The 26,252-nt window shown below is 40.8% G+C and carries 21 protein-coding genes; 5 read left to right on the forward strand and 16 right to left on the reverse strand.

All coding sequences use genetic code 11. The annotated features are described in order from the left end of the window. Positions 1-33: 33 nt before the first annotated feature. The 9 genes from leuD to GXP67_RS32495 form a co-directional block, all read right to left on the reverse strand. On the reverse strand, positions 34-615 hold the full coding sequence (leuD, locus tag GXP67_RS32455) for a 3-isopropylmalate dehydratase small subunit (protein ID WP_162446962.1): 582 nt from the start codon (positions 613-615) through the stop codon (positions 34-36). Between the two features lie 61 nt (positions 616-676). Then, on the reverse strand, positions 677-2,074 hold the full coding sequence (gene leuC / locus GXP67_RS32460) for a 3-isopropylmalate dehydratase large subunit (protein WP_162446963.1): 1,398 nt from the start codon (positions 2,072-2,074) through the stop codon (positions 677-679). 104 nt (positions 2,075-2,178) lie between these two features. Beyond that, positions 2,179-3,222 carry a ketol-acid reductoisomerase gene (ilvC, locus tag GXP67_RS32465; RefSeq protein WP_162446964.1) on the reverse strand — a complete coding sequence of 348 codons (1,044 nt, stop codon included), beginning with the start codon at positions 3,220-3,222 and terminating at the stop codon, positions 2,179-2,181. Positions 3,223-3,308: 86 nt separating this feature from the next. Next, positions 3,309-3,890, reverse strand: a complete 582-nt coding sequence (ilvN, locus tag GXP67_RS32470) for an acetolactate synthase small subunit (RefSeq protein WP_162446965.1) — start codon at positions 3,888-3,890, stop codon at positions 3,309-3,311. An 87-nt stretch (positions 3,891-3,977) separates the two neighbouring features. Beyond that, positions 3,978-5,711, reverse strand: coding sequence for a biosynthetic-type acetolactate synthase large subunit (ilvB, locus tag GXP67_RS32475; protein WP_162446966.1), 1,734 nt, complete (start codon positions 5,709-5,711; stop codon positions 3,978-3,980). 129 nt (positions 5,712-5,840) lie between these two features. Then, a complete protein-coding gene (gene ilvD / locus GXP67_RS32480) occupies positions 5,841-7,541 on the reverse strand; it encodes a dihydroxy-acid dehydratase (RefSeq protein WP_162446967.1) in 1,701 nt (566 codons plus the stop codon). 99 nt (positions 7,542-7,640) lie between these two features. Further along, on the reverse strand, positions 7,641-8,537 hold the full coding sequence (locus GXP67_RS32485) for a branched-chain amino acid transaminase (protein WP_162446968.1): 897 nt from the start codon (positions 8,535-8,537) through the stop codon (positions 7,641-7,643). Between the two features lie 460 nt (positions 8,538-8,997). After that, on the reverse strand, positions 8,998-9,996 hold the full coding sequence (locus GXP67_RS32490; RefSeq protein ID WP_162446969.1) for a zinc-binding dehydrogenase: 999 nt from the start codon (positions 9,994-9,996) through the stop codon (positions 8,998-9,000). A 38-nt stretch (positions 9,997-10,034) separates the two neighbouring features. Next, a complete protein-coding gene (locus GXP67_RS32495; protein WP_162446970.1) occupies positions 10,035-12,221 on the reverse strand; it encodes an alpha-glucuronidase family glycosyl hydrolase in 2,187 nt (728 codons plus the stop codon). Positions 12,222-12,578: 357 nt separating this feature from the next. On the opposite strand from GXP67_RS32495, the gene GXP67_RS32500 reads away from it, so the two are divergent. Further along, on the forward strand, positions 12,579-12,812 hold the full coding sequence (locus GXP67_RS32500) for a hypothetical protein (protein ID WP_162446971.1): 234 nt from the start codon (positions 12,579-12,581) through the stop codon (positions 12,810-12,812). 323 nt (positions 12,813-13,135) lie between these two features. Next, positions 13,136-13,882, forward strand: a complete 747-nt coding sequence (gene fabG, locus GXP67_RS32505) for a 3-oxoacyl-[acyl-carrier-protein] reductase (protein WP_162446972.1) — start codon at positions 13,136-13,138, stop codon at positions 13,880-13,882. A 92-nt stretch (positions 13,883-13,974) separates the two neighbouring features. Here the strand turns inward: fabG and GXP67_RS32510 are convergent, their stop codons facing one another. The 4 genes from GXP67_RS32510 to gyrB all read right to left on the reverse strand — a co-directional run bounded on the left by GXP67_RS32510 (position 13,975) and on the right by gyrB (position 19,315). Next, positions 13,975-14,304 carry a nucleotide pyrophosphohydrolase gene (locus GXP67_RS32510; protein ID WP_162446973.1) on the reverse strand — a complete coding sequence of 110 codons (330 nt, stop codon included), beginning with the start codon at positions 14,302-14,304 and terminating at the stop codon, positions 13,975-13,977. Positions 14,305-14,448: 144 nt separating this feature from the next. Further along, the gene (locus GXP67_RS32515) at positions 14,449-15,042 is read right to left on the reverse strand and encodes an LEA/WHy family protein (RefSeq protein ID WP_162446974.1); all 594 of its coding nucleotides are present in this window, start codon (positions 15,040-15,042) and stop codon (positions 14,449-14,451) included. A gap of 107 nt (positions 15,043-15,149) precedes the next feature. Next, positions 15,150-17,255 carry a polyphosphate kinase 1 gene (gene ppk1 / locus GXP67_RS32520; protein ID WP_162446975.1) on the reverse strand — a complete coding sequence of 702 codons (2,106 nt, stop codon included), beginning with the start codon at positions 17,253-17,255 and terminating at the stop codon, positions 15,150-15,152. A gap of 98 nt (positions 17,256-17,353) precedes the next feature. Then, entirely contained in the window at positions 17,354-19,315 is a 1,962-nt protein-coding gene (gyrB, locus tag GXP67_RS32525) for a DNA topoisomerase (ATP-hydrolyzing) subunit B (RefSeq protein WP_162446976.1), read from the reverse strand. A 355-nt stretch (positions 19,316-19,670) separates the two neighbouring features. Between gyrB and GXP67_RS32530 the strand changes: the two genes are divergently transcribed. From GXP67_RS32530 to GXP67_RS32540, 3 genes are all read left to right on the forward strand, one after another. Next, complete coding sequence (locus GXP67_RS32530; protein ID WP_162446977.1) at positions 19,671-20,303, forward strand: NUDIX hydrolase; 633 nt, start codon at positions 19,671-19,673, stop codon at positions 20,301-20,303. A 106-nt stretch (positions 20,304-20,409) separates the two neighbouring features. Continuing rightward, positions 20,410-20,733 carry a protease inhibitor I42 family protein gene (locus GXP67_RS32535; protein WP_162446978.1) on the forward strand — a complete coding sequence of 108 codons (324 nt, stop codon included), beginning with the start codon at positions 20,410-20,412 and terminating at the stop codon, positions 20,731-20,733. Between the two features lie 168 nt (positions 20,734-20,901). After that, positions 20,902-22,296 carry an exonuclease domain-containing protein gene (locus tag GXP67_RS32540; protein ID WP_162446979.1) on the forward strand — a complete coding sequence of 465 codons (1,395 nt, stop codon included), beginning with the start codon at positions 20,902-20,904 and terminating at the stop codon, positions 22,294-22,296. 118 nt (positions 22,297-22,414) lie between these two features. Here GXP67_RS32540 and GXP67_RS32545 read toward each other — a convergent pair whose 3' ends face one another. From GXP67_RS32545 to GXP67_RS32555, 3 genes are all read right to left on the reverse strand, one after another. Continuing rightward, positions 22,415-24,085, reverse strand: coding sequence for a glycosyltransferase family protein (locus GXP67_RS32545; protein ID WP_162446980.1), 1,671 nt, complete (start codon positions 24,083-24,085; stop codon positions 22,415-22,417). A 131-nt stretch (positions 24,086-24,216) separates the two neighbouring features. Further along, positions 24,217-25,083, reverse strand: coding sequence for a hypothetical protein (locus GXP67_RS32550; protein ID WP_162446981.1), 867 nt, complete (start codon positions 25,081-25,083; stop codon positions 24,217-24,219). 416 nt (positions 25,084-25,499) lie between these two features. Continuing rightward, positions 25,500-26,213 carry an ATP-grasp domain-containing protein gene (locus GXP67_RS32555; RefSeq protein WP_162446982.1) on the reverse strand — a complete coding sequence of 238 codons (714 nt, stop codon included), beginning with the start codon at positions 26,211-26,213 and terminating at the stop codon, positions 25,500-25,502. Between the last annotated feature and the right edge of the window lie 39 nt (positions 26,214-26,252).

Genomic DNA, 26,252 nt, shown 5'->3' on the forward strand with positions numbered 1-26,252 from the left:
TGGGTTGTTGAAATACAATGAAGGCTATTTAAACTATCTGCTTTCAAAAGCAGTGATCTCATTTTTCAAGCTTAATAGATAATCGATATCATCATAGCCATTCAATAAACAGGCTTTTTTATACGCATTGATGTCAAAACTTTCTGAACTACCATCCGGTAATATTACTTTTTGTTGTTCCAGGTTCACTTCAATCTGAGCTTTGGGATTGGCTTCCAGTTGCTGCCAGATTTTGTTCAAAAATTCTTCGGAAACCTGTACCGGAAGCAAACTATTATTTAAGGCATTGCCTTTAAAAATATCAGCAAAGAAGCTGGAAATAACTACCTTGAAACCAAAATCGTGAATAGCCCAGGCGGCATGTTCCCGGCTGGAACCACAACCAAAATTCTTTCCGGCTACCAGAATATCGCCGGTATAGGCAGGATTGTTTAATACAAAATCCTTTTTATTTCCCCGGTTATCAAAACGCCAGTCACGGAATAGGTTTTCTCCAAATCCTTCCCGGGTGGTGGCTTTCAAAAAACGGGCTGGAATAATCTGGTCCGTATCAATATTTTCTATGGGCAGTGGAACTACTGTAGATTGCAGAGATTTAAATTTTTCTTTTAACATAAGATAATAAGTTGAGCTTTCAGGAATAGAATATCTTATCCCTAAAAGTATTTGACTGTCCTTAAATCAATTCCCGTACATCGGTGACACGGCCGGTAATGGCGGCAGCGGCGGCAGATAATGGGCTGGCTAAAAATGTACGTGCGCCAGGTCCCTGACGGCCTTCAAAATTCCGGTTGGAGGTGGAAATACAATATTTTCCGGCCGGAACTTTGTCTTCGTTCATACCCAGGCAAGCCGAACAACCAGGACCTCTTAACTCAAATCCGGCTTCCGTAAATACTCTATCCAGGCCTTCTCTAATGGCCTGCTCCTCTACCTGTTTGGAACCAGGAATAATCAGCACTTCTACGTTATCTGCTTTCCTTTTCCCTTTTACAAAATCAGCCACTAAACGCAGATCTTCAATGCGGGCGTTGGTGCAGCTACCTATGAATACATAATCTAATTGTTTGCCCAGCAGTTGAGAACCAGGCTCCAGGCTCATGTATTCTAATGATTTTTTGAAGGAAGTCGCTTCGCTATGATCTTTTAATTCTTCCACCGTAGGAATACGCTCGGTAATACCAATGCCCATTCCAGGATTCGTTCCATAGGTAATCATAGGTTCGATATCGGCCGCATCAAAGGTATATACTTTATCATACACAGCCCCTTCGTCCGTTTTCAGGGTTTTCCAATAAGCTACTGCTTTCTCAAATTCTTCCCCTTGTGGCGCAAACCGGCGGCCTTTTACATAGTCAAAGGTAGTCTGGTCAGGCGCAATCAATCCACCCCGGGCACCCATTTCTATGCTCATGTTACAGATGGTCATGCGGGCTTCCATAGACAGGCTTGTGATGGCTGAACCGGCATATTCCACAAAATACCCGTTTCCACCACTGGAAGAAATCTGGGAAATAATGTAGAGAATAATGTCTTTGGAAAGAACGCCTTTGCCCAGTTTGCCATTTACCTCAATACGCATCTGTTTGGGCTTGTTCTGCAGAATACACTGGGTGGCCAGCACTTGTTCTACTTCACTGGTTCCGATTCCGAAAGCAATGGCTCCAAACGCCCCATGGGTAGAAGTATGGCTGTCGCCACATACGATGGTCATTCCAGGTTGTGTAATGCCCAGTTCAGGACCGATAATATGTACAATTCCCTGAAAGGGATGAAGCAGGTCGTAGAGTTCTATGCCAAATTCTTTGCAATTTTTCCGTAAGGTTTCTACCTGAAATCTGGATAATGCCTCTTTAATAGGCAGATGCTGGTCTTTGGTAGGTACATTATGGTCGGCAGTGGCAGTCGTTCGGTCAGGTCTTGCTACCGGGATTCCTCTTTTGCGTAATCCCTCAAATGCCTGCGGACTGGTTACTTCGTGAATAAAATGGCGGTCAATATATAATACATCCGGATAGCCTTCCTTGCGGTTGACGACATGGCTATTCCATAATTTATCAAATAAGGTACTCATTGTTTGTTGTAGGTTATTAGTTGTTAGTTGTTCGAAGCCAGATTGATAATAGAATAGTTGCTGAAAATTTAAATTTTCAGCAACTATCAACTAACAACAAACAACTATTTTTTGGGTCTTAGTTCTCTTACTTTTAAGCCGGCCTGCCACATTTCAGACTCACGGAGTTCTTTTAATTCCTGGTCTAATTTTACCCTGTAATCTGGCTGGCTATTAAGTTTAATGGTTCTTTCAGCTTCTTTTCCGGTGGCTACGCTTTCGTATAATTCTTCAAAAACTGGTGCTACGGCATCCCGGAATTTATGACGCCAGTCGAGTGCACCTCTTTGTGCAGTTGTAGAACAGTTGGCATACATCCAGTCCATTCCGTTTTCAGCTACAAGTGGCATCAAGCTTTGTGTGAGTTCTTCTACCGTCTCGTTGAAAGCTTCGGAAGGCGTATGTCCTCTTTTGCGTAGAATGTTATACTGGGCTTCAAAAATACCCTGAATAGCGCCCATCAATGTACCTCTTTCGCCTGTTAAATCGCTGTATACTTCTTTTTTGAAATCAGTTTCGAATAAATATCCTGAACCTACGCCAATACCCATGGCTACGGCTTTTTCTCTGGCTTTTCCTGAAGCATTCTGGAAAACAGCAAAACTTGAATTTAATCCTTGTCCATCTAAGAATAATCTCCGCAAGCTGGTGCCTGAGCCTTTAGGGGCTACTAAAATGACATCAATATTTTTTGGTGGGATAATTCCGGTTTGTTCTTTATAAGTAATACCAAAGCCGTGAGAAAAATATAAGGTTTTCCCTTCTGTGAGGTGTTTGCTTACAGTTGGCCACAGGGCAATCTGTCCAGCATCCGAAAGCAGGTAACAGATGATGGTACCTCTTCTCAGCGCTTCTTCAATTTCGAATAAATTTTCGCCTTCTTTGAAACCATCCTGCACAGCATGATCCCATGATTTAGATGGTTTTCTCTGACCTACAATTACATTAAACCCATTGTCACGCATGTTCAACGACTGGCCTGGACCTTGTACCCCGTATCCAATTACGGCGATAGTTTCATTTTTTAGTACTTCACGGGCTTTTGCCAGGGGAAATTCTTCTCTGGTTACAACTTCTTCAACTACACCACCAAAGTTTATTTTTGCCATTTGTAAATAAATGTTTAAGGATTAAAAATGAGATGATTAACGAAAAGGCGAAATGATAGTAAAAAAATAAAAAAAGCAAGGATTATTTAATTTTTCCGCATGGAGCTGGCACTAAGCTCTTCCAGTTCTTTCAGGAAAGTCTCAGTTCTGCGTTTGGATTTAGAAATAGAAATGCGGCCGGAACGCACAAATTCCGATACACCAAACTGTTTGAGTTCTTCAAATAACTTGGTTGTCTCGCTCTTGCGGCCGGTTTTTTCAATAATGATATATTCCCGTTCGATCACTAAAATGCGGGCAAAATTATCGCGGATGAGTTTTTCTATGCGGTTATTACTGTCATTGAGAAAAGGCTCTAGTGGTACTTTATATAAAGCCAGTTCCTGAAAATGAGTATCTTCTTCCTCGTATAAGAATGCACCTAATACTTCAATCAGTTTGCGGATCTGCTTAACCAGTTTTTCGGCTTTTTCCCTGGTAATTTTTACCACAATGGTATAGCGGCTTACTCCGGAAACTTCAGATTCGGAAACGTTAATACTTTCTATATTGATTTTGCGGCGGGTAAAAATGATCGTGATGGCATTGAGGAGACCACTTTTGTTTTCGGTCAGTACGGAGATGATAAACAGCTTTACATCGGTACTATAACCGTTCTGATTTTCCATATAGGTAGGTTTATTTTGATTCTAAAAATAGTAAGTTTTATAGCGGGGCATTTAAACCCCGCTATAAAGGGAAATATTAAATCACAGTTACTCCAGCCGGATGTTAGAAATAGAAGCACCTGCCGGAACCATTGGAAATACATTTTCCTCTTTTTCTACAACCACTTCCAGTAAATACGGGCCGTCATGATCGAGCATCGTTTGCAAGGCTTGTGTGATGTTTTCCCGGTCAGTTACTTTACTAGCCTGAATACCGAAACCTTTGGTAATGGCTACAAAATCCGGATTTATCATTTCTGTGCAAGAATAGCGTTTTTCATGGAATAACTGCTGCCACTGTCGTACCATTCCGAGGAAGCTATTATTGAGAATGACAATTTTTGTGGCAATTTTAAACTGGGCAATCGTGCCTAATTCCTGTAAGGTCATCTGGAAACCGCCATCGCCAATGATGGCTACTACTTGCTTTTCAGGCTTTCCTATTTTTGAACCCATCGCGGCTGGTAAAGCAAAACCCATGGTACCCAATCCACCGGAAGTTACATTGCTGTCAGTGGTTTTATATTTGTAATAGCGGGAAGTAGCCATCTGGTGTTGTCCTACGTCAGTTACTACAATGGCTTCTCCTTTGGTGAGTTCAGAAATGTAGTTTACTACTTCCGACATTAATAAACCGCCACTTGGGGGATTCAAGGCTTTCTGAATTACTTTATCATATTCAATTTGGTCGCATGCACGGAATTCAGCCAGCCATTCAGCATGTGTATTTTTGTTTACTTTAGGTAGTATAGCAGTTAAAGCATCTTTGGCATCCGCATGTAATGCAACGGTTGTTTTTACATTCTTATCTATCTCTGATGCATCAATCTCTATGTGAATCACTTTTGCTTGTCTGGCATAGGTTTTCAGATCACCGGTTACCCTGTCATCGAAGCGCATACCAATCGCAATCAGTACGTCGCATTCATTTGTTTTTACATTGGGGCCATAATTGCCATGCATACCCAAATACCCTACATATAAAGGATGATCGCAAGGGAAGGCAGATAGACCTAGCAGGGTAGAGGCAACCGGAATACCAGCTTTTTCTGCCAGGCTAAGCAGTTCTTTTTGTGCACCAGAAATCAGAATCCCATGTCCGGCAAGAATATATGGTTTTTTGGCAGCATTAATCAGTTTAGCCGCTGCTTCAATATCCTCTGCATTTACTCTTGGATAGGGCGCATAGCTTCTGATTTTTTCGCACTTTTTATAGGTATATTCAAATTTGGCGTTTTGTACATCTTTGGTGATATCAATCAGAACTGGTCCCGGCCGGCCTGATTTAGCAATGAAAAAAGCTTTGGCCATTACTTCAGGCAATTCTTTCACATCTGTTACCTGATAATTCCACTTGGTGACTGGCATAGAAATTCCCAGCACATCTGTTTCCTGGAAAGCATCTGTACCCAGTAAAGCAGAACTTACTTGGCCGGTAATACAAACCATTGGAGTAGAATCGATCTGCGCATCTGCAATGCCTGTAATCAGATTGGTAGCACCCGGACCAGAAGTAGCGAAAACAACACCTGGCCTACCCGTTACTCTGGCGTAACCCTGGGCTGCATGTGTTGCGCCCTGTTCATGACGTACCAGAATGTGGCGAAGTCTGTCCTGGTATCCGTACAAAGCGTCATAAATAGGCATGATGGCCCCTCCAGGATACCCAAAAATGGTATCTACGCCTTCTTCCAGTAATGATAGTAAAACTGCTTCTGCGCCGGTTACAATTTTAGCTTCTGAAGTGGTCTTACTGGCAGGTGCTTTGGTTAATGCTTGCATATGTGATTTTATTTTGTTACTAAAAGCCTCTTTTTTATAAGGCGGATATAACTAAAATGGTTCTAAAATGTAATTTTATTTACAAAAAGATTATATTTTTCTCTTTTCTATTGTAATAATATGCTAGAGTTATAAATCAGTTACACAGCCTTCTGAAGCAGAAGATACATTTTTGATATACTTTCTTAAAATGCCTGAAGTTGCCTTGTAAGGGGGAGCTACCCAGGTTGTTTTTCGCTGAGCCAGTTCTTCCGCACTTACTTGTATATTAATAGTGTTGTTGACAGCATCAATTACAATCCGGTCGCCATTCTTAACAAGGGCAATTGTACCACCTTCCTGAGCTTCAGGCGTAATATGTCCGACTACAAATCCATGTGTACCTCCGGAGAATCTGCCGTCGGTGATCAGGGCTACGCTATTTCCCAGACCTGCTCCTATAATAGCTGAGGTTGGTTTAAGCATTTCAGGCATACCCGGACCGCCTTTTGGACCTACGTAGCGAATGACTACTACATGCCCTGCTTTTACTTTTCCGTGTAAAATACCATCATTTAACTCATCCTCTGAATCAAACACAATGGCTTCTCCTTCAAAAAACTCTCCTTCTTTGCCGGTAATTTTTGCTACTGCTCCTTGTTCTGCCAGGTTTCCAAAAAGAATGCGAATATGACCAGTAGCTTTGATCGGATTGCTAAAAGAATGAATAATATCCTGTCCTGCGGGAATATCTGATTCCTGTTCGAGGTTCTCCTGTAATGTTTTTCCTGTTACTGTTAAACAATTTCCGGTAATCAGACCTTCTTTCAGCATCAGTTTTAAAATCGCAGGTACGCCTCCGATGGAATCCATGTCTTCCATCATATATTTTCCGCTTGGTTTTAAATCTGCCAGCAAAGGAGTTTCGTTGTTGATCCGCTGAAAATCCATAAGAGTGAGTTTTACGCCTACAGATTTGGCAATGGCGAGCAAATGCAATACCAGATTGGTTGAACCACCTAAAATTGTGGTGAGCCGGATCGCATTTTCGAACGCTTCATAGCTCATGATATCTTTCGGCTTGATATCTTTTTCAAGCAATTGCAGAATAGCTTTCCCAGCATTGCGGCATTCATTCTTCTTTTTCTCGCTCAAGGCCGGAGAAGAAGAACTATGCGGCAGGCTCATGCCCATGGCTTCGATAGCAGAAGCCATCGTATTGGCGGTATACATGCCTCCACAGGCACCAGCCCCTGGAATAGAACGCTTGATTACTTCCTTAAAATCCTGCTCTGATATAGTTCCGGCTGCTTTTTTGCCTAAGGCTTCGAAGGCAGAAACAATATTTAGTTTCTCATCTTTATAAAGCCCAGATTTAATCGTGCCTCCATACACCATCAGCGAAGGACGGTTGAGGCGGCTCATCGCCATAATGGCACCAGGCATATTTTTATCGCAGCCTACTACTGTAATTAAGCCATCATAATAATGGGCTCCGGAAATAGTTTCAATGGAATCGGCAATAATATCCCGGGAAGGCAGGGAATAGGACATGCCATGTGTCCCCATTGAAATGCCATCACTGACACCAATGGTATTAAAAATCAAACCCATTAATCCGGCATCAGTAACTCCTTTTTTAATCTGAGCGGCCAGACCATTCAGGTGCATATTACAGGTATTTCCTTCATAGCCAGTGCTGGCAATACCCACCTGGGCTTTTTTCATGTCTTCATCCGTGAAACCTGCTCCATATAGCATGGCCTGGGAAGCTGGCTGGGTTTCATCCTGGGTAAGGGTTGCACTGTATTTGTTAAGAGAGGCTGTGGTTTGTTTTGGGTCGGTTTCCATTAATGAATTCTACTTATGTTTTTGAGAAATATAATTTGGGATATAATGAATCAGACTGATGATTTATGCTGCTAGTTAAGTAAAAATACTCAATTTTCTTTAAATGATTGTATAAGCCGGATCATGATAATTGCGGACAAAATTCTTAAAATCTTTTTCCATCTCAAAAGTAATGGTATGATGAAATTCTTTTTTGTATGGAATTTTGTTCACAGACTTTATTGCAGCCACTTCCACGGCTGTTCCTGTCAGGAATGCAGCATCTGCCGCATAGAGTTCGTCGGTAGAAAAAAGCTTTTCAATTACTTCAATATCTTTTTCCTTCGCCATTTCAATGACGGCTCCTCTGGTAATGCCAGGTAATATATTTCCCCTAGGTGGAGTATACAATTTGCCATCTTTTTCAATAAATAAATTAGAGGCCGCTCCTTCGGCTACATTCCCATTCTGGTCAAGTAAAATTGCTTCGTCATAGCCAGCATTCCTGGCTTCGGTTGAGGCTAGGATAGAGTTTACATAGTTTCCACAGGTTTTGGCTTCAATACAAAATGACTTAGGACTAGGCCGCACATACGAAGAGATATATACATTGATTCGCTTGTCACCTAAATATTTGTCCCATTGCCAGGCAGCCATAAACAGATTAGAACTGGATGTTTTCTTTACCTGCAAACTCATGTTTTCATCCATATACAGCAATGGACGGATATAGGCGTCCTCCAGATTGTTTTTCTCAAGCAGGGAATAGCTCAGTTGAATGAGCTCATCCACCGTATAAGAATGTGGAATACCCATCAGGTGAGCAGAATGAAGCAACCGTTCAAAATGCTCACGGGCTTTAAATATTTTGGTCCCATTACGTGTGTCATACGAACGGATTCCTTCAAAAACACCCATTCCATAATGCACGGTTTGCGAATAAAGACTACAAGTAGCTTCTGAAGCCTTTACAAATTTTCCGTTAAGGTAAACAATCGAATTCTCTTTATGATACATTATCGTTGTTAGCAAAAAAGCCTCTTCCGGCAAGGAAAAGGCTTTAGATTATACATAAATAAGCTGTTTTTTACTTTGTTGGTAAAAACAGCAAGTTGAATCAGAATAGTATGTAGTAACAATAGTTTTTTTCATGCCCATATAATATAAAAAAGCCTTCCTGAGAGAGAAAGGCTTTTTATTAGCGTACACCTTTCTCATTCTACCAGTTCACGACAAGCAGGATGAGTAAAAAAGGTGCTAAAATTCTTTTGATAAACATAAACTACATTCGAAAAAGTGGGTTAAGATGTATAAAATAAATCAGGAATGCAAGAAATATTCAATAAAAATTCAGTAATTATTTAAATTTTGATATATTGTTTTGGTATAATACAATTTTTTTGATTTTACATAAAGAGGGAAGTATACATTTGAAATTTTTAGATGTTACTGCTCGAAATATTTTAATGCTGTAGGATTAGTATATTTGTAAAATAATTTTCCCAAACTGTTCACTATTGTCCATACGTCGTAATGCTTGTTCAGCTTCGGCCATTGGAAAGGTTTTATCTATAACTGGCACAATATGTTTAGTGCTTACTAGTTGCGTCATGGAGGCAAACTCGCCCTCATTTCCCATCGTAGTTCCCAGAATGGAAAGCTGTTTCCAGAAAATCCGCCCTGGAATGATGTCTTTAATTGTTCCTTGCGTGCCTCCGTACATTGCTATTTTTCCTCCGGTTGCAGCCAGATCAATCAATTTAGGGAAATTCTCACCAGCCGCACTATCAACAATTAAGTCAAAGCCACCTGCTTGTTGCTGCAGCGATTCATGCCATTTTTCAGCTTTGTAATTAACGCCTGCCTGAGCACCCAAGGAAATAGCTTTTTCGATTTTAGAATCGGAGCCTGAAGTAACCCAGACTTTTGCGCCAACAGCCAGGCAGAACTTAAGGACAATTAAAGCAACACCACCACCAATACCGGTGATCAGTACTTTTTGCCCAGTTTGTAAAGCTCCTCTGGTGAACAAGGTTCTGTAAGCCGTAAGCCCTCCTAAAGGTAAAGCTGCCGCTTGCTCAAAAGACAAATGAGCTGGTTTTGTAAAGACATACTGGGACGGCACACATATATATTCTGCAAAAGTCCCCTGGTCTGGCATACCTAGAATTTTGAATTCTTTCCGTTGCGCCTCCGGATTAGCGCCCCAATTATGTCCAGGATTGATTATAACTTCCTTGCCTAGTAATTGCTTATCGACATCTTCTCCCATTTGCGTTACCACGCCGGCTCCATCAGAACCTAAAATAGCAGGATATTTGAGTCCAGCATATTTGCCTTTTTGAATCCAGACATCCCGGTGGTTCAGTGCAGCAGCTTTAATATTTATCTGTACTTCGCCTTTTTGTGGAGTGGGTGTAGGAACTTCTTTTAATGCCACAGACTGATTAACGCCTTCCAGTACGATTGCTTTCATAAATTGGTCAGATATTATAGTATATGATATATCTATGATTAATTGCCCGGAACAAACTTATATTCCAGTTTTTCATAATAGGTCAAGGGGTGAGCCGGCTTTTCATAACCGGCAGGAATAGGCATTTTGCTGAACTGCTGAAAATAAAGTACGCAGGAATTCCGCCATAATACGGCTTCTTTCTCCTGAATGCTCAACAGGGATTTTACCTGTGCAAACCGGTATTCATCTATACTTCCTTTTAAGCTATCCCATGTTTTTTGCATGTTCCTTACTTGTTCCACACCCAGATAATAATGCCCTACCAGATCTTCCCACAGGGTTTTTTCTGATTTCATCCGGTGCGTCCAGGGCAAATGGTGGAACCATAGCAAATACTTTTCAGGACAAGTTTGCAGGTTTTCCAGTTGTGCCTTTACTGGTGGAAAATATTGAGATAGGGCCTTACTTCCGGTTGATGTGCGGTTAAAGCCGATGCCTGCTGAATCTGCTTTGTGGTAATACGTGGCAGTCCAGTCGTCACGTTTCTTATTACTTACCCATGGCCCAGGGCCATAATGATGACTATATCCCATGAGGTGGGCCAAGCCCAAAGGAGTCATATAATTGACGACGGCTTCTCTGGAACCCATAATTATCTCTTTAATAGAATTAAGCGCTTTACTATCATTGGTAAATGTCATTTGTATCCATTCTTCGGCAATTTCTTCCGCAGATAAGGCAGGATTCCATGCAAGCCGGCCGTAACTGTACCAGTTAGCTTGTCCAAACGGATGCCCAGTCCAGTTGCGGTCATTGCCAATATTGGCAACCCCAGCCATCCCGGACATAGAATATTTATGCAGGCTTCCATCAATCACTTTAGCAACAGTAGCTCCTTTTCCTTTGGCATACGTATCAGAATCGAGGCATTCCTTAAATAAAGGAGCCAGATACGCTAAATGAGTAGCAAAACCTAAATATTCCTGGGTAAGTTGGAATTCCATCATCAGTGGCGTTTGTGGCATGGCTCCAAACAGTGGATGAAAAGGTTCTCTAGGCTGAAAATCAATGGCACCATTTTTTACCTGGACAAATACATTTTTCCTAAACTTTCCATTTAGTGGTGTAAACTCATTATAGGCTTGTTTGGCTCGGTCATCCGGAACTTTATCATCGTATACAAAAGCACGCCACATCACTATTCCGCCTTTTGAGGCTACTGCATCTGCCAGCATATTGGCCCCATCAGCATGGTTTCTGCCATAATTCTGTGGCCCCGGTTGCCCCTCGGAATTGGCTTTTACCAAAAAGCCACCGAAATCAGGTATATAGGTGTAAATTTCTTCTGCCTTCTTTTTCCACCACATTTGTACTTCTGCATCTAAAGGGTCTGCTGTTTTTAAACCGCCAATTTCAACCGGTGCGCTGAAACGGGTGGTTAGGTATACTTTAATGCCATATGGACGGAAAATGCCAGCTAGTGCTTTTACTTTTTCCAGAAAAGCAGGAGTAAGAATCAATGCATTGGCATTTACATTGGTAAGTACAGTGCCATTGATGCCAACAGAAGCATTTGCCCTGGCATAATCTGTATATCTGGGGTCGAGGTAATCGGGGAGTTTGTGCCATTCCCACAAAGAAAATCCCGCATAGCCCCGTTCAACTGTCCGGTCGAGGTTATCCCAGTGATTCAATATCCGATGCGTAAGCTTAGGTGAATTTTCGATAGACAAATTGGAAAGACTTTGCCCGGTTTGGATCAGCTTCAAAAAATGAAATACGCCATAAAGTACACCTGTATCTGTGTTTGCTGTAATTATAGTAGCATTTTTCTGGTTGATCTTTACGCTTTTAATAAAAAATCCTTCTGTGCCAATTTTTTCTAAACTTGATTTCAGATTCAGTTCAGAAAGTATAGGTGTAGTTGCAATTGTGCCTATGAGTAAAGCCCCATTTTGAGATACAGTCTTTGTTTCGGTGGGTTGCAGTTGTAGCAATCCACTCAACCCCTGGAATAATTCTTTTCTGGCAGCACTTATGGTGGGAGAATTGCCACTGAAGAGTACCTGCGTAACGCTTTGTTTATAAGCAGCTAATTGTTGGGCATTTTCAACTTTGTCGTACCGGAGCCATAGGCGGTAGCCATCTTCTGCTTTCAGATACTGGCATACGTTTACCAAACCTAGTGTAATCAGGATTTTTAGAGTGATGGTAAGTTTAGCAGATAATATAAACCTTTGCATATAAATTCGAGCGTTTGGTAAAATTGAGTGAAATAAAGAAATATATGCTTCTGTCACAATTCATTTTACTGATAGTTTAAGTGGACTGGCTGGTTTTAAAAGGTATTATTTACTGCTCTATCTGCCTGCTCGTGCAGTAACGAAGCATTTCATGAGCAGAGATAGTGCTAAAAAGAAGATTTATTTGCTGAAATACTCAACAATCGGAAAATATGCATGTTATTAAATCAAATTCCTTCTGTTAGTATTCAGATTTTTAAAAAACATAGATATTTTTCAAAATCTTGATAAAATTTAGTATTTTCAGGTTCTGATTGCATCATTTACCTACTACCGATTTTATCAAGATTCAACCCTATGAAAAGTCTATTACTTTCTTCCACATTTATTTTATTATTTTCGACTCTGAGCTATGCTGATTATATAGGTGAAATACCAAATATCAGTGCCAGGGAAATCGCTATGATGTCTGCCCAGGACCAAACGGATGTGATGGGTAAAGGCGTGTACATTAGCTCAGAACAAAAACACAAGATGAACCAGACTACTATCCGTAAAAGCTGCAAGAAGCCAGCAAGCAAGGTAAAATAGTTTGTGCGAGTTGTCAATTGCTATTGAAGTGCCTTTATTTTTTCGCTGGAAATACCTATATAATTGCACATAGTATTCAATGAAATTTTTCATTTGAACAGCTTGCTTTTCTAATAACAGGATTTTTTGCTCTAATTCGCCATTCTTTTCCTTTTTATATAAGTATTTCTGCTTTATCGTATTAAGCATTTTTTATAGAATGCTATAATATAACGTGCTATGATCTGAAAGTTTACTTGTTTATTTTGAGGTTGATTACGAGGAGTCCTTAAAATTCAATGGTCTACATTCATTTTCAGGATTTATTCTCTATTTTTGGCCGTATGAATTTACTGAAAGGAAAAACCGTACTCATCACAGGTGCCTCCAAAGGAATTGGACGCTCCATAGCCAAAAGATTTGCGGAAGAAGGCGCAAACGTGGCGTTCACCTATTTATCCAGTGTTGAAAAAGGACAAGCACTCGAACAAGAACTACAAGCACTTGGAATCAAAGCCAAAGGATACCGTTCGGATGCTTCCATTTTTAAGGCAGCTGAGGAATTGGTAAATCAGGTAGTTGCTGATTTTGGTTCACTTGAAGTATTGGTAAACAATGCTGGTATTACCAAAGACGGCTTGCTGATGCGGATGTCGGAAGAACAGTGGGATACTGTATTGAATGTAAATTTGAAATCTGTATTCAACCTGACAAAAGCGGCGACAAGAATTTTGATGAAACAAAAAAATGGTTCCATCATTAATTTAACTTCCGTAGTAGGTATCCGGGGAAATGCCGGACAAGCGAATTATGCGGCTTCTAAAGCTGGGATTATCGGATTTACTAAATCAGTTGCCCTGGAATTGGGTTCACGAAATATCCGCTCCAATGCGATTGCACCAGGATTCATAGAAACTGAAATGACTGGCGAATTAGACCAGAAAGTGGTAGATGAATGGAAACAAGGTATTCCATTGAAAAGAGGGGGAACGCCCGATGAAGTAGCCGATTGTGCCGTATTTTTGGCCTCTGACCTTTCCAGATATATCACCGGTCAGGTATTGCAGGTAGATGGGGGAATGCTTACTTAAACTTCTGAAATTTTATAATATATAATAAAACCCACCCAGACAGCGTATTCTTGGGTGGGTTTTAATTTTTTGAAAATTGTTAGCAAAATCTGTTAACTCTTTAATTTTTTATTATTGTGGTGCCTGTCAGCATCCCGTTTTGTCTTTTTATCCAGGTTATTCTGTAAAGCTTCAGTAAGGTTTACTCCGGTCTGGTTGGCTAAGCAGATCACCACAAACAAAACATCCGCCAGTTCATCGGCCAGTATTTTATCTTTGTCAGAGGGTTTGAAGGATTGTTCGCCATATTGCCTGGCGATAATTCTTGCTACTTCCCCTACTTCTTCGGTAAGCATGGCCATATTGGTGAGTTCATTAAAATAACGTACGCCAGTTGTTTTAATCCACTGATCTACCAGTTGTTGCGCTTCTTCTATAGTCATACAGGTGATTAAGAGAATGAGAGATTGAGTGAGTAATGAATGATAGAATTACAAAAGGTTTGAATTATAGAATAACAGTCTAAAATATTCAGCTATATTTTTAACTTTTTAACTCTTCAACAACTAGATAATCAAGCTATTCAACTATTGCTGCTGGTTGCCGAATTCATGATTCACTTTGATATATCCGGGATATTTGATTAAAGTCTGGCCGACCAGAATAGAAGGTTTTACTTTTAATGTAACTCTGGTGGGTTTGTTGCCAGAACCCGAAAGGCCTAATCCCATATTAACGGCCTCTTCGGTTGACATATTAGATAATATTTTCCTTAGGTCTGTAGAAATGCGGATAGGAAGTTTGGAAATTCCGCCGTTAGCAGCGATATCAATCCGGTCGTTTACTACGCCATCTACAATTTCTTTGTCATCAATAAGCATGATCCATTCCATGCTATTCATTGCAGCAGGCGTAGCATTGGGGTTTTTTACATCTACATTCACAGTCAGAGACAAAGGAAGAGAACCCCCGGCATAAGATTGGGTAATCTTGGCAGCTTGCATCAAATTAAGATCTGTGAGCTTGCGGATCTGCTGAACATTCACTCCGGCTAAGGTTGTACCTTCGACAGTAGCCACCCTGAATTCACATTTGGCAAAAGACTGCAATTCACGTATGGATTTGCAATAAGTAAAGTTAAGTAGAAGAAATATTAGGAATAGGCTGTTTCTTAGTTTCATGCAGAAATGTGGTTGTTTAGGAAATTACGCATACGAAATAATCATGCCATAGTAGGAGAGAGGCTCCCTGAATTTTAATAGTATGGCCCTGCAATTACTATTCAGACTTAAAACAATCGGGCTTCTTTAATGATATCTGCATTCACTTTATAGAATTCTTCATGCATATTAAATGGAGGATGGCCATTTGCAGAGCTCTTTGTATACGAACCATCTTCCTGCAATTCATACGCATTTACATTGTCCTTTAGATTATAGTCGAGCACATTTACAGCCTCCTGTTTTACATTTTCGGAAACAACCTGGAACAGTGATTCAATCCTGCGTTCAAAACTGCGGACCATAATATCAGCGCTGCCTCCATAGATTTTATAATCGCCTGTGTTGTGGAAATAAAACAACCGGGCATGTTCTAGGAAGTTGCCTACAATAGAACGGACAGCAATATTATCACTTAACCCGGCTCTGCCTGGGCGCAAACAACAAATCCCCCTTACAATCAATTTAACAGGAACGCCGGCTTGTGAAGCAGCATATAATTCATCAATGATCTCCCGGTCTTCCATTGAATTTAACTTGATTACAATGCCACTGGCTAAGCCCTGCTGTGCATGTGTAGCTTCTTTGCGAATCAATTCAATAAGCTGATTCCGCATGTCTCTGGGTGCTGTAATTAAGTACTGGTAGTCGTTTGGCAGGGAATGGCCGGTGATTACATTGAAAAATTCAGAAATATCATGTGCATATACTTCATTGGTCGTCAGCAGGCCAACATCGGTATACAAACGGGAGGTGTCTTCATTATAATTTCCGCTCGACATATGCACATACCTGGTTACTTTATCTCCATCTTTCCGTACGATCAGCAACAGTTTAGTATGGGTTTTATACCGGCTGATACCATAGATCACAAAACAACCTGCTTTCTGTAGCCTTTGTGCTTCCCGGATGTTATTTTCTTCATCAAACCTTGCTTTCACTTCAAAGAGAACAGATACGTGTTTGCCATTTTCAGCCGCTTTCAGCAGGGCATTGGTAATCCGGGAAGATTTAGCCAGGCGGTAAATAGTTAGTTTAATAGCCAATACATCCGGGTCTTCAGCGGCTTGTTCCATTAAATGTACCACAGGTTCGATGCTGTTGTAGGGATGATGGAGCAGTACATCCTGCTTCTTGAGTATATCAAAAATAGGGGCTTCCTTCACATTTTTTAAACTGACTGGCGGTACTTGCGGATGCACCACCGGAAGCTGGTCTCTAAACTCCTTATGATTGATTATCTGCCATAAGCCAGTAAAGTCGATCATCCGGTCGGATACAAAAATATTATCATCATCGAGTTCCCAGCGGCCTTTTAATACTTTCATCATCCAGGTAGAGTAACCTGGTTCCGCCTCTATTCGCACCACCCGTCCGGTACGGCGGGTTTTAATTTTGCGCTTAATCTCATCAATAAAGTCTGCTTCAATATCATCACTTTCTTCCAGGGTAAAATCTCCGTTTCGGGTGATACGGAACAGATTTACAGACAGAATTTCAATATTGCGGTATAGCTTATGAATTTCATGGCGGATAATTTCTTCAATGGGTACAAATACCAGCTGGTCGCCCCGGTACATTTCATAAAAGCGGGGTAAGTTCTGTGGAATCTGTACAAATGATAAGCGGCGCTGATCTTTACTATCATCCTGTGTTCTGGTAACTACCCCAAAAATGAGGATTTTGTTCATCAGGATAGGAAAGGTATGATAGCCATCAAACACCATGGGCGTAAGCATGGGAAAGATAGTGCGCATAAAGTAAGCCGACATATCCGAACGTTCCTCCGCATCGAGGTCTGTTACTTTGGCAATGCGGAAATCAGACAGTTCAAATAAAGGGAGCAGGTGCATTTTATACTCATCATTCTGCTCTTTGAAAAAATGCTGTGCGGTAGCCAGTAATGTTTTGCGGAAAGTAGTTTCCCGTAAACCGGAGTAATCTATACGTTCTTTGCCATAATCCAGATAGTTATACAAACTGCCCACCCTGATCATAAAAAATTCATCCAGGTTGGAAGAAGTAATGGCAAGAAATTTTAATCGTTCGAATATGTTACGCTCGGTATTTTTTGCCTGATCCAGAACCCGGTGGTTAAATTGTAGCCAGCTCAAATCCCGGCTGATGTAATTGCTTTGCTCAATTACATTGGATACTTTGTCTCTGACAAGCATTTTTTCACTAAATTTTTTAATCGGCTGTAGTATAAATGAAAAAGGGGACAAAAGCAATGCCCCCTTTTTCATTTGGTTGCTCCTGACAAATCCAAACACTATACATCTATTTTAGCGTACTTTGCATTTTTTTCAATAAAATCCCTTCTGGGTGCTACTTCATCGCCCATCAGCATGGAGAATAAATGGTCGGCTTCGGCGGCAGAATCAATACTTACTTGTTTTAGACTGCGGTATTTGGGGTCCATCGTAGTGGTCCATAATTGTTCGGGATTCATCTCACCCAGACCTTTGTAGCGCTGCACATTCACCGTATCTTCCTTGCCATCTTTGGCAATTTCCTTAATAGCTCTGTCCCGGTCGTCTTCATTCCAGCAGTAACGCTCTTCTTTTCCTTTTTTTACTAGGTATAAAGGAGGCAGGGCAATGTATACATAGCCTTTATCAATGAGATCTTTCATATAACGGAAGAAAAACGTCAGGATCAGGGTACGGATATGGCTTCCATCTACATCAGCATCCGTCATGATGATCACTTTATGATAACGGAGTTTATCCATATTTAATGCCTTGTCATCTTCCGCCGTACCAAAGCTTACGCCCAGTGCCGTAATCATGTTTTTTATCTCTTCATTTTCATAAATCTTGTATTCCTGGGCTTTTTCTACATTCAGAATTTTACCACGCAAAGGCAAAATAGCCTGAAAGCTCCGGTCACGGCCTTGTTTGGCAGAACCTCCGGCGCTGTCTCCCTCTACCAGATAGAGTTCGCAAATGTGCGGATCAGAATTGGAGCAGTCAGCTAATTTGCCGGGCAAACCAGTGCCGCTGAGCACACTTTTCCGCTGTACCATTTCACGTGCTTTGCGGGCTGCATGACGGGCCTGAGCAGCTAAAATAACTTTACCTACAATAGCCCGGGCTTCTCTAGGGTGTTCTTCCAGATAATGGTTGAGAATATCACTTACGCAGGCACTTACCGCACCAGCCACATCTGAATTGCCCAGCTTGGTTTTGGTCTGGCCTTCAAACTGAGGTTCCTGTACTTTTACAGAGATAACAGCCGTTAAACCTTCCCGGAAATCGTCGCCGCTGATGTCTATTTTCAGTTTATCCAGCATGCCGGACTTTTCAGCATAACTTTTCAGCGTACGCGTCAGAGCCGCTCTAAAACCAGATACGTGGGTACCACCTTCAATAGTATTGATGTTGTTTACATACGAAAATACATTTTCAGAATAGGAAGTATTATAGTGCATGGCTACCTGAACCGGAACCTTGCCTTTATCATCTTCTATATAAATAGCCTCAGGAATGAGTTTTTCACGTGTTGAATCTAAATATTCTACAAACTCTTTCAGGCCGCCTTCCGAATAAAATTCATCATAGGTAGGGTTGCCTTCTTCGTCTAGGGTACGCAGGTCGGTAAGTGTAATGCGGATACCCCGGTTGAGGAAAGAAAGCTCCCGCAAACGCGTGGCTACCGTTTCGTATTTATATTCTGTTACCGTAAAAATAGACGCATCTGGCAGGAATTCTACTGTAGTTCCGGTGCGATCTGCTACGCCAATCTCTTTTACCGGATACAGCGGGTGACCAATGTTATATTCCTGCTGGAAAACCTTTTCCTGGCGATAGACCGTTACTTTTAAATGGGTGGATAGTGCATTTACGCAGGAAACCCCTACACCATGCAAACCACCGGAAACTTTATAGGTATCTTTATCAAATTTGCCACCGGCATGTAATACGGTCATTACAACTTCCAGGGCAGAACGTTTTTCTTTGGTGTGATAGTCTGTAGGTATACCTCGTCCGTTGTCGGAAACAGTAATAGAATTATCAGCATTGATAACTACTTCAATTCTATCGCAATAACCAGCTAATGCTTCATCAATAGAATTATCTACCACTTCCCATATCAGGTGATGCAAGCCTTTAGCACCAGTATCACCTATATACATAGAGGGACGTTTTCTAACAGCTTCCAGGCCTTCCAACACCTGGATATTGTCTGCGGAGTAATTACTGGTCTTTTTTTCTTCTGCTATTTCACTCATAGAAATATATTGTGTTATAAAGGTGAGAACCGCCTTGCAAATCAAGAAAAATGCTTATTTTTTTCAAGGCAGAAGCATTTTGTAATTTGTAAATTTACTATTTTTTTTTCACTTTTTCACTGTTTGCCCACTGCCAAATTAACAAAAAGAGTACATAAAAGAGAGAGAAAATGATAGAATGACTCAAAGACAGAAAGGGCTGAATGAAATGATGGAATTATAGTATTACAGAAGGCCGGAAGGAGAAAATGAATAAATAAAATAGTATAATTCGTAATTCGTAATTCGTAATTCGTAATTCGTAATTCGTAATTCGTAATTCGTAATTCGTAATTCGTAATTCGTAATTGATTATATGCACCAGCTTTTTTTTGAAAAGATCAAAGAACGATTAAAACAGACATTGCCAGGACCGGCTGCACAAGTAAAAATGGCAAGTACCTTGCGAAGTATACTCCGACTGCCAGCTCAGCCCAACGATGATACCCGTTCTAGTGCTGTATTGATTCTTTTTTATCCGGTTGAAAATATCATCCACATTCCACTGATGGTTCGTCCGGTATACAAAGGGGTTCATAGCGGACAAGTGAGTTTGCCGGGAGGAAGGAGAGAAGAAAGCGACCAAACATTAATAGAAACAGCACTCAGGGAAGCGAAAGAAGAAATAGGAATTATTCCCCGGCAGATTGAAATTCTGGGAGCCTTGACTGAACTGTATGTACCGGCAAGTAATTTTCTGGTATTACCAGTGGTAGGATCTATTAGGCAACGTCCTGATTTTAAGATTGATCCTTATGAGGTAGACCGCTTGCTGGAAGTGCCCCTAAATGAATTGCAGGACGTAACCAGAATAGGATCTAAAGAAATAGTAGTGAGGGATACTATCACCATCCAGGCACCGTATTATGACCTGCAAGGATATACAGTTTGGGGGGCTACTGCCATGATCATGAGTGAGTTAAATGAAATACTTACAGAGTTGAGCTGACCTGCATTAAAAAAACAGATTAAAAATGGGGGAGAAAAAATCCCGAATTTTCGGTATTGACAAGCGGGAGTTTATTACCGAAATTTACTGAAAATAAGACCATTGTATGTTAAGCCAGGCCATTCTTCCGCACAATTCAACACAGGGTATCGCTTTGTCTATTGGAGATGCAACAACTATCTCTCTCAAAAGTTCTTTGTATCCGGGCTGCATCTGGATGTACGATGTAAGCAAAAATGGCGTAGTAGAGGTGGAGAAAGTGTATTCCGGCTCCGATCTGTTTTCTCATCCGGGAAACAAGCAGGATGATATTTTTCAGATCAGGGCATTAGATACAGGTATTGTCCGTATTAAATTCCGGCAGGTTCCGGTCTGGGATATAGAAATGCCCTCCTTCAAGCCGATGGTAGTGGAAGCATACGTGGCTTAATCTGAGTTTTAACAATAACTTCAATTTAATATACACTTATAAAGCTTCGTTAAACAAACCATCTAAATTTTTTGCCACGTTCCCGTAAGGACGTGGTTTTATTTTGAACTTTCCGCAGGCTATAGTAATTTAGAATATTAACATATACACCATCTAATTTACCCTGCTTTGTACGCCATTGTTGATATAGAAACTACAGGAGGACGGCCTTCAGATGACCGGATTACAGAAATCGCCATTGTCCTGCACGACGGATCAAAAGTAACCGGCACGTATAGTACCCTGGTTAATCCAGGCAGGCCGATTCCCTATGAGATCACCCGGCTTACCGGCATCTCCGATGATATGGTGAGAGAGGCGCCCAGGTTTTATGAAGTAGCCCGTAAAATTGTGGAACTCACCGATGGGAAGGTGTTTGTAGCGCATAATGTGCGTTTTGATTATTCCTTTCTCAAATCAGAATTTCACAGCCTTGGGTTTAACTACCAGCGCAAAACGCTCTGTACCGTACGATTGAGCCGCAAACTAATTCCCGGGCTGCCCTCTTATAGCCTTGGGAAACTTTGCAATAGCCTGCAAATTCCCCTCAACAACCGCCACCGGGCACTGGGAGATGCAGAAGCCACCAGCAAATTATTCGACAAAATACTCCGCCTGGACAAGCCCGAAGAATTTACTCACCTGATTGATGGAGAAATCAGATCCCAGACCTTGCCACCGCAGATCAGTGCCAGCCAGGTAATGGCACTACCCGAAGAAGCCGGGGTATATTATTTTCATGATGAACGGGGAAATGTGATCTATGTGGGAAAGAGTAAAAACATTCGCAAGCGCATTATGAGCCATTTTGCTATGGATTATAAAAGCCGAAAATCTATTGAATTCAAGAATAGCATTACGGATATTACTTACGAAGTTACCGGCAGCGAACTGGTCGCTTTGCTGCTGGAATCAGATGAGATCAAGCGGATATTACCCAAATATAATTCTGCCCAGAAGAGGACCGGAGAGTTTTATGGCATTTACCAGCAGATTGATAAAAACGGCTATGTAAACCTGTATGCCCAGCATATCAAACATACTAATGAAGAAGCACTGGTTTTGTTGCCAAGTGCCATGAAAGCCCAGAATTTCCTGTACCGGAAAGTGGCCACCTTTACTTTATGTTTGAAAATGTGCAACCTGCATAAAATCAAAGGCCCCTGTTTTGATTACCAGTTAAAGCGTTGCCAGGGAGCATGTATCGGCAAAGAATTGCCAGAAATTTACAATGCAAGGGTGCAGGAAGCGATCGACAGTTTTAGTTTTCAGCAGGAAAATTTTGTAATCATTGGAAAGGGCCGGACTCAAAGAGAAAACTCAGTGATCTGTGTTGAAAAAGGTGTGTATAAAGGGTTCGGGTATTTTGATGCCTCAGGCGATGGCCTAAGTATTGAGCAGGTCCGGAAGTTTGTGAAGCCATATGCCCATAACCGGGATATTCAAAAGATTATTTGTGGGTATTTGCGCAAGAACCAGGAGGATAAACTCATTCGATACGCTACCAGTACTGAGGTTTATTAAATGTGGGGTAAACTTTCTTATTTTACCATATGCGCTAAAAGCCGGAATATAACGGCTTTGATAAGAAATTAAAGCTGTCGCCATCTGCCAAGCATCAAAGATACACCTCATCCAATAGCTATTTTTGCTTTTCCACCAAAAGTACCGCTTCTTCCGAACTGACACCGAGGTGTGTAACTTTATAACTGGCATTATTCAAAAGCCGCATTTCTACCCATTGCGGACAGTGGATATCCTGCCAGTTATGTATGCCTTTTGCTTTTAAGGGACATTTGCGTGTATACGCTGCATAATCCATCACCAGAAACCGTTCATACTTAGCTAAAAAATCCTGGCTGCTCATAATATTATTTTCAAAGATTTTGGGATAGTTTCTCTTAAAAGCATCCAGGTGTTTGTATTCCTGTGGACTAAACTGGCCACTTTTCTCATCTATAGGCGCTTGCCAGTCTAATATAAAATAATACCTGTTTTTCTGAGGAGAATAATGTATTTTCCGCATGAACTGATGGGAAGTCTGTTCAACTACCGGAAGATCCTCATAGCCAAAAGAAGAATCTATACTACCTGGCAGGGTATCTTTGGGAAAAGTATAAGCAAACCTCACCGGATTAATTAATAGTACCAATAGAAGCATTCCTGGCAATAAAATGCCTACACCATAGGTGATAAACCTTCTTGTCGCGTAGGAGTTTTTTAATACCTGATTAGGATCAGTAAGAAGTGTTGAGCAGGTATAGGCAATAATGATTGTCCAGCCTATCGTACTGCCGATCATATATTTTTCAAGATATAAGGGCCTGATTATTTTAGAAAACAGCCAGATAAATAAGGGAATAAAAAGTAATATATATCCAAGAATCAAGGATGAAATTTTGGAAGTATTCTCATGGGTGGAAATACTTTTTTCGGAGAATGCCGGGTGAGAAGAGGATACTAAAAACTGTAATCCGGCTATTAGAACTAGTGAGAGAAATATTCCTATATGTACAAAATCTGAAGAGGAAAGAGAAACATATTTGGTAAGTTCATATAAAGTGGGTTCAGGAATCCAGGTTCGGGGTTTTCCGGCATCCGATTGAATCAAGAAGGAGGGGAGATACAACAGAAAGGTACACCAGCTAAGGAGGATGGGTACATAATTTTTTGGCGTATGATCCCGAAAATAAGTATCCCGGACAATAAAGGCGATCACAATAGCACCACTATAAAATAACCCAAACAAATGGGTATGAATAATTAATGCATGTATGAGGAAGCCCAAGAATCTATATTTTTTAATGGATATAGGGTTTTTTAACGCACTTTCGTAATGATAAAATGCCCAGGCAAAAAGCGCTAAAAAAAGCCCGTACATACGGGCTTCTGCATTCTGATCTAAAATAAGCTGAGAAGTACAAAATACACCTAATGTACCTATAGCCGCTGATAAAAAATTGTAGTTGTATCGCAAGGTGTGCCAGGTGATGAATAAAGCTATACACATGCCTGCCGAAGAAAACAACCTTAGCGAAAGTTCTGAAGAACCAAAAACGGCATCCCAGCACCAGCCAGCTGCGAAATATATGATGGGTGTATTGTTGATTTTATCGTGAAAAGCCCCCAGCATGTGGCTAAAAGAAGTATCTGCCAGTAAATAATAGGAGTACAGTTCATCGTTCCAGAAATACTTTTTAGAAGAAAGTATGACACAAGAACTCAACAAGGAAATAGTTCCCAGAAGGGGGAACAAGTGTTCCAGGTTTATTCTTGATTGAGTTCTTTCCTTAGTAGTTTGACTGGTTTTCAAAAGCGTAACGATAGTACAGATTCAAGCAGGTAATTTATAAATTTTATTAAAATTACTGTATGCTTCTAAGCAAGGTTATACTGCCTGAAACCTGAAATGAATATGTTCTTACTTACCTGGTAGCTAAACATTTATTTTCTTTCGTCGTGAGCCAGACTGCCAATTACCAGTTTCTCATTTTCTTTCAATACCATTACCATCACTGGTTGTATTCCCTGCGGTGTAGATAGATCCATAAAAAACACAAACCCTTCATGACCAAAGGCATCACGTGTTTTACCTACATCTGTGGAAACGCTGACTCCAGTGCTTGAGGTGAACATAGGCAATATCCTTTCCTGGAATATAATTTCAACCTTGGGCATACCCACCTTTTCAATCACGGTAGGGCTGAATTTCTGCAGTACAGCAGTCATGTCTCCATTTCGCAGTTTATCTACAGCCCAGATGGCCAGTTGCCGGTAAGGCTGCGAACTATTCTGTGTTTCAGTATATTCATCTGTCGAAACCTTAGCGGCCTGCATGGCAGCTTCCTGAGATTCTATGTCCCGAACATCCCGATGCCCCTCTGTATATTCCTCCCGCTTAGAAAGTTCCTGTCTGGCCAAAGTTTCCAGCCGGTCTGCTTTCTGACGGCTAGTGAGGGAAGAATCTTCCAGAAGCCGCAAGGCTCCCCGTACATTTTCCTCAAAATTGTCGCCAAGTGCGTAGGTAGCCATTACATAAATACCCAGGTCTTCTAGTTCATTAAATTCGTATTGTAATCCTTTTTGCCAGGCTTTAACTATTAACCCTTGAAGTTGGGCACTAGGAACAGATGTTGATTCGGGAAAAGCAGCATGTATGTGTTCCAGAATCATTTCTTTTTCTTCAGAAGTAGGGGTGGTATGCATCGTTGTTGATAGAGTTGTTTTATCGGTGGATGAATGTATTGCCTGGGCAAATAAGAGTGATAGCGTACTTAATAAGAATGAGATGGTAAACAGCAGGATTTTCATAATACAGTTTAGTAGAATTTATTTTTCATGCTTCCAATTTAAAAGCTTGTTTGGATAAACTGGAAGACGAAACAAAGGTAAAGACAGCATACTGCCTTATGCTAATTTTGAGGGTATACCGTGTGTTGACAAGGCTAAAAAAACTGTAAACAAAAGGTGAACAGGGAAGTGTTTTCCTTTTAATAGTAATGGGTAAGTTCTTGAATAGCAGATGACAGATGCTTAAATCCCTTATTACCTGATTTGATAATGAAAAAATATTTGCTGCTGTACTTGAAAGATTGATTTTCAGTAAGAAGGTTATACTTCAACAGGTAGGATCATCATTTACACAATAATGGTGATAAATTTATAAGTAGTATATATCGATAACTATTGCCCATTTTATTTTATTTCGCGGGTGGCTGCGACTTGTTTTAATTCTGCGTTGCTTCCAGGATACAGGCAAGAACTTTTTCAGGGTCACAACCATTTAAACCGGCTCCCCAGCAGGCATTAAACTCAAGGATAAACCAGCCATTTTCTATAGTATACGCAATATCTGCAACCAATACTTTGGGTAGATCAGGATGATTATTTATAAAATCTGTTAAAAATTTTCTACCTTCCTCCAGATCAGCTGATCCTTCATATAATGCTAAATCTGCTAATCTGCCATCCCATATAAAAGCTCTGGCTTCGGCATTAATTTCAATTATCTCAGAAAGCAAAACCTCTGTATCAGTATTAAGCCCTGTGATTTCAGTTGCTAAATATGATCGGTTTTTATACACATTTGCTTTGAATTGTTTGGGAAGTACCAGCTTAACAAAACGAGAAAAATCATTCTCAGTCAACTGAGCAATAGTTTTAATTGTTACTAATCTCTTAAGCCATTGTTGAGAAAGCCGGGCAATAAATGAATCGTCAGGAGAGATAAGCTGGACCTCAAAAACCTGGGCAACCACCTTTGCAAACGTGTCATTCCCATAAATAGCTATTTGTTTTCCTTCAAAATTGGCCGGTTTCTCCCAGAATTTTCCTAAACGCATTACGCTGCCTCCCAGGCGTTGAAAAGTAGAAGCTACCGTGTCTCTTTCAATATCCGATTTTTCAGGAATGAGAAGTGTCTTATTGAGAGATAAGTTCAAATTATTGTACTGATAGGGGTTTTGTAAGGTGCTATCTTA

Origin of the sequence: Rhodocytophaga rosea, from assembly GCF_010119975.1 — a bacterium.
GTDB lineage: Bacteria > Bacteroidota > Bacteroidia > Cytophagales > 172606-1 > Rhodocytophaga > Rhodocytophaga rosea.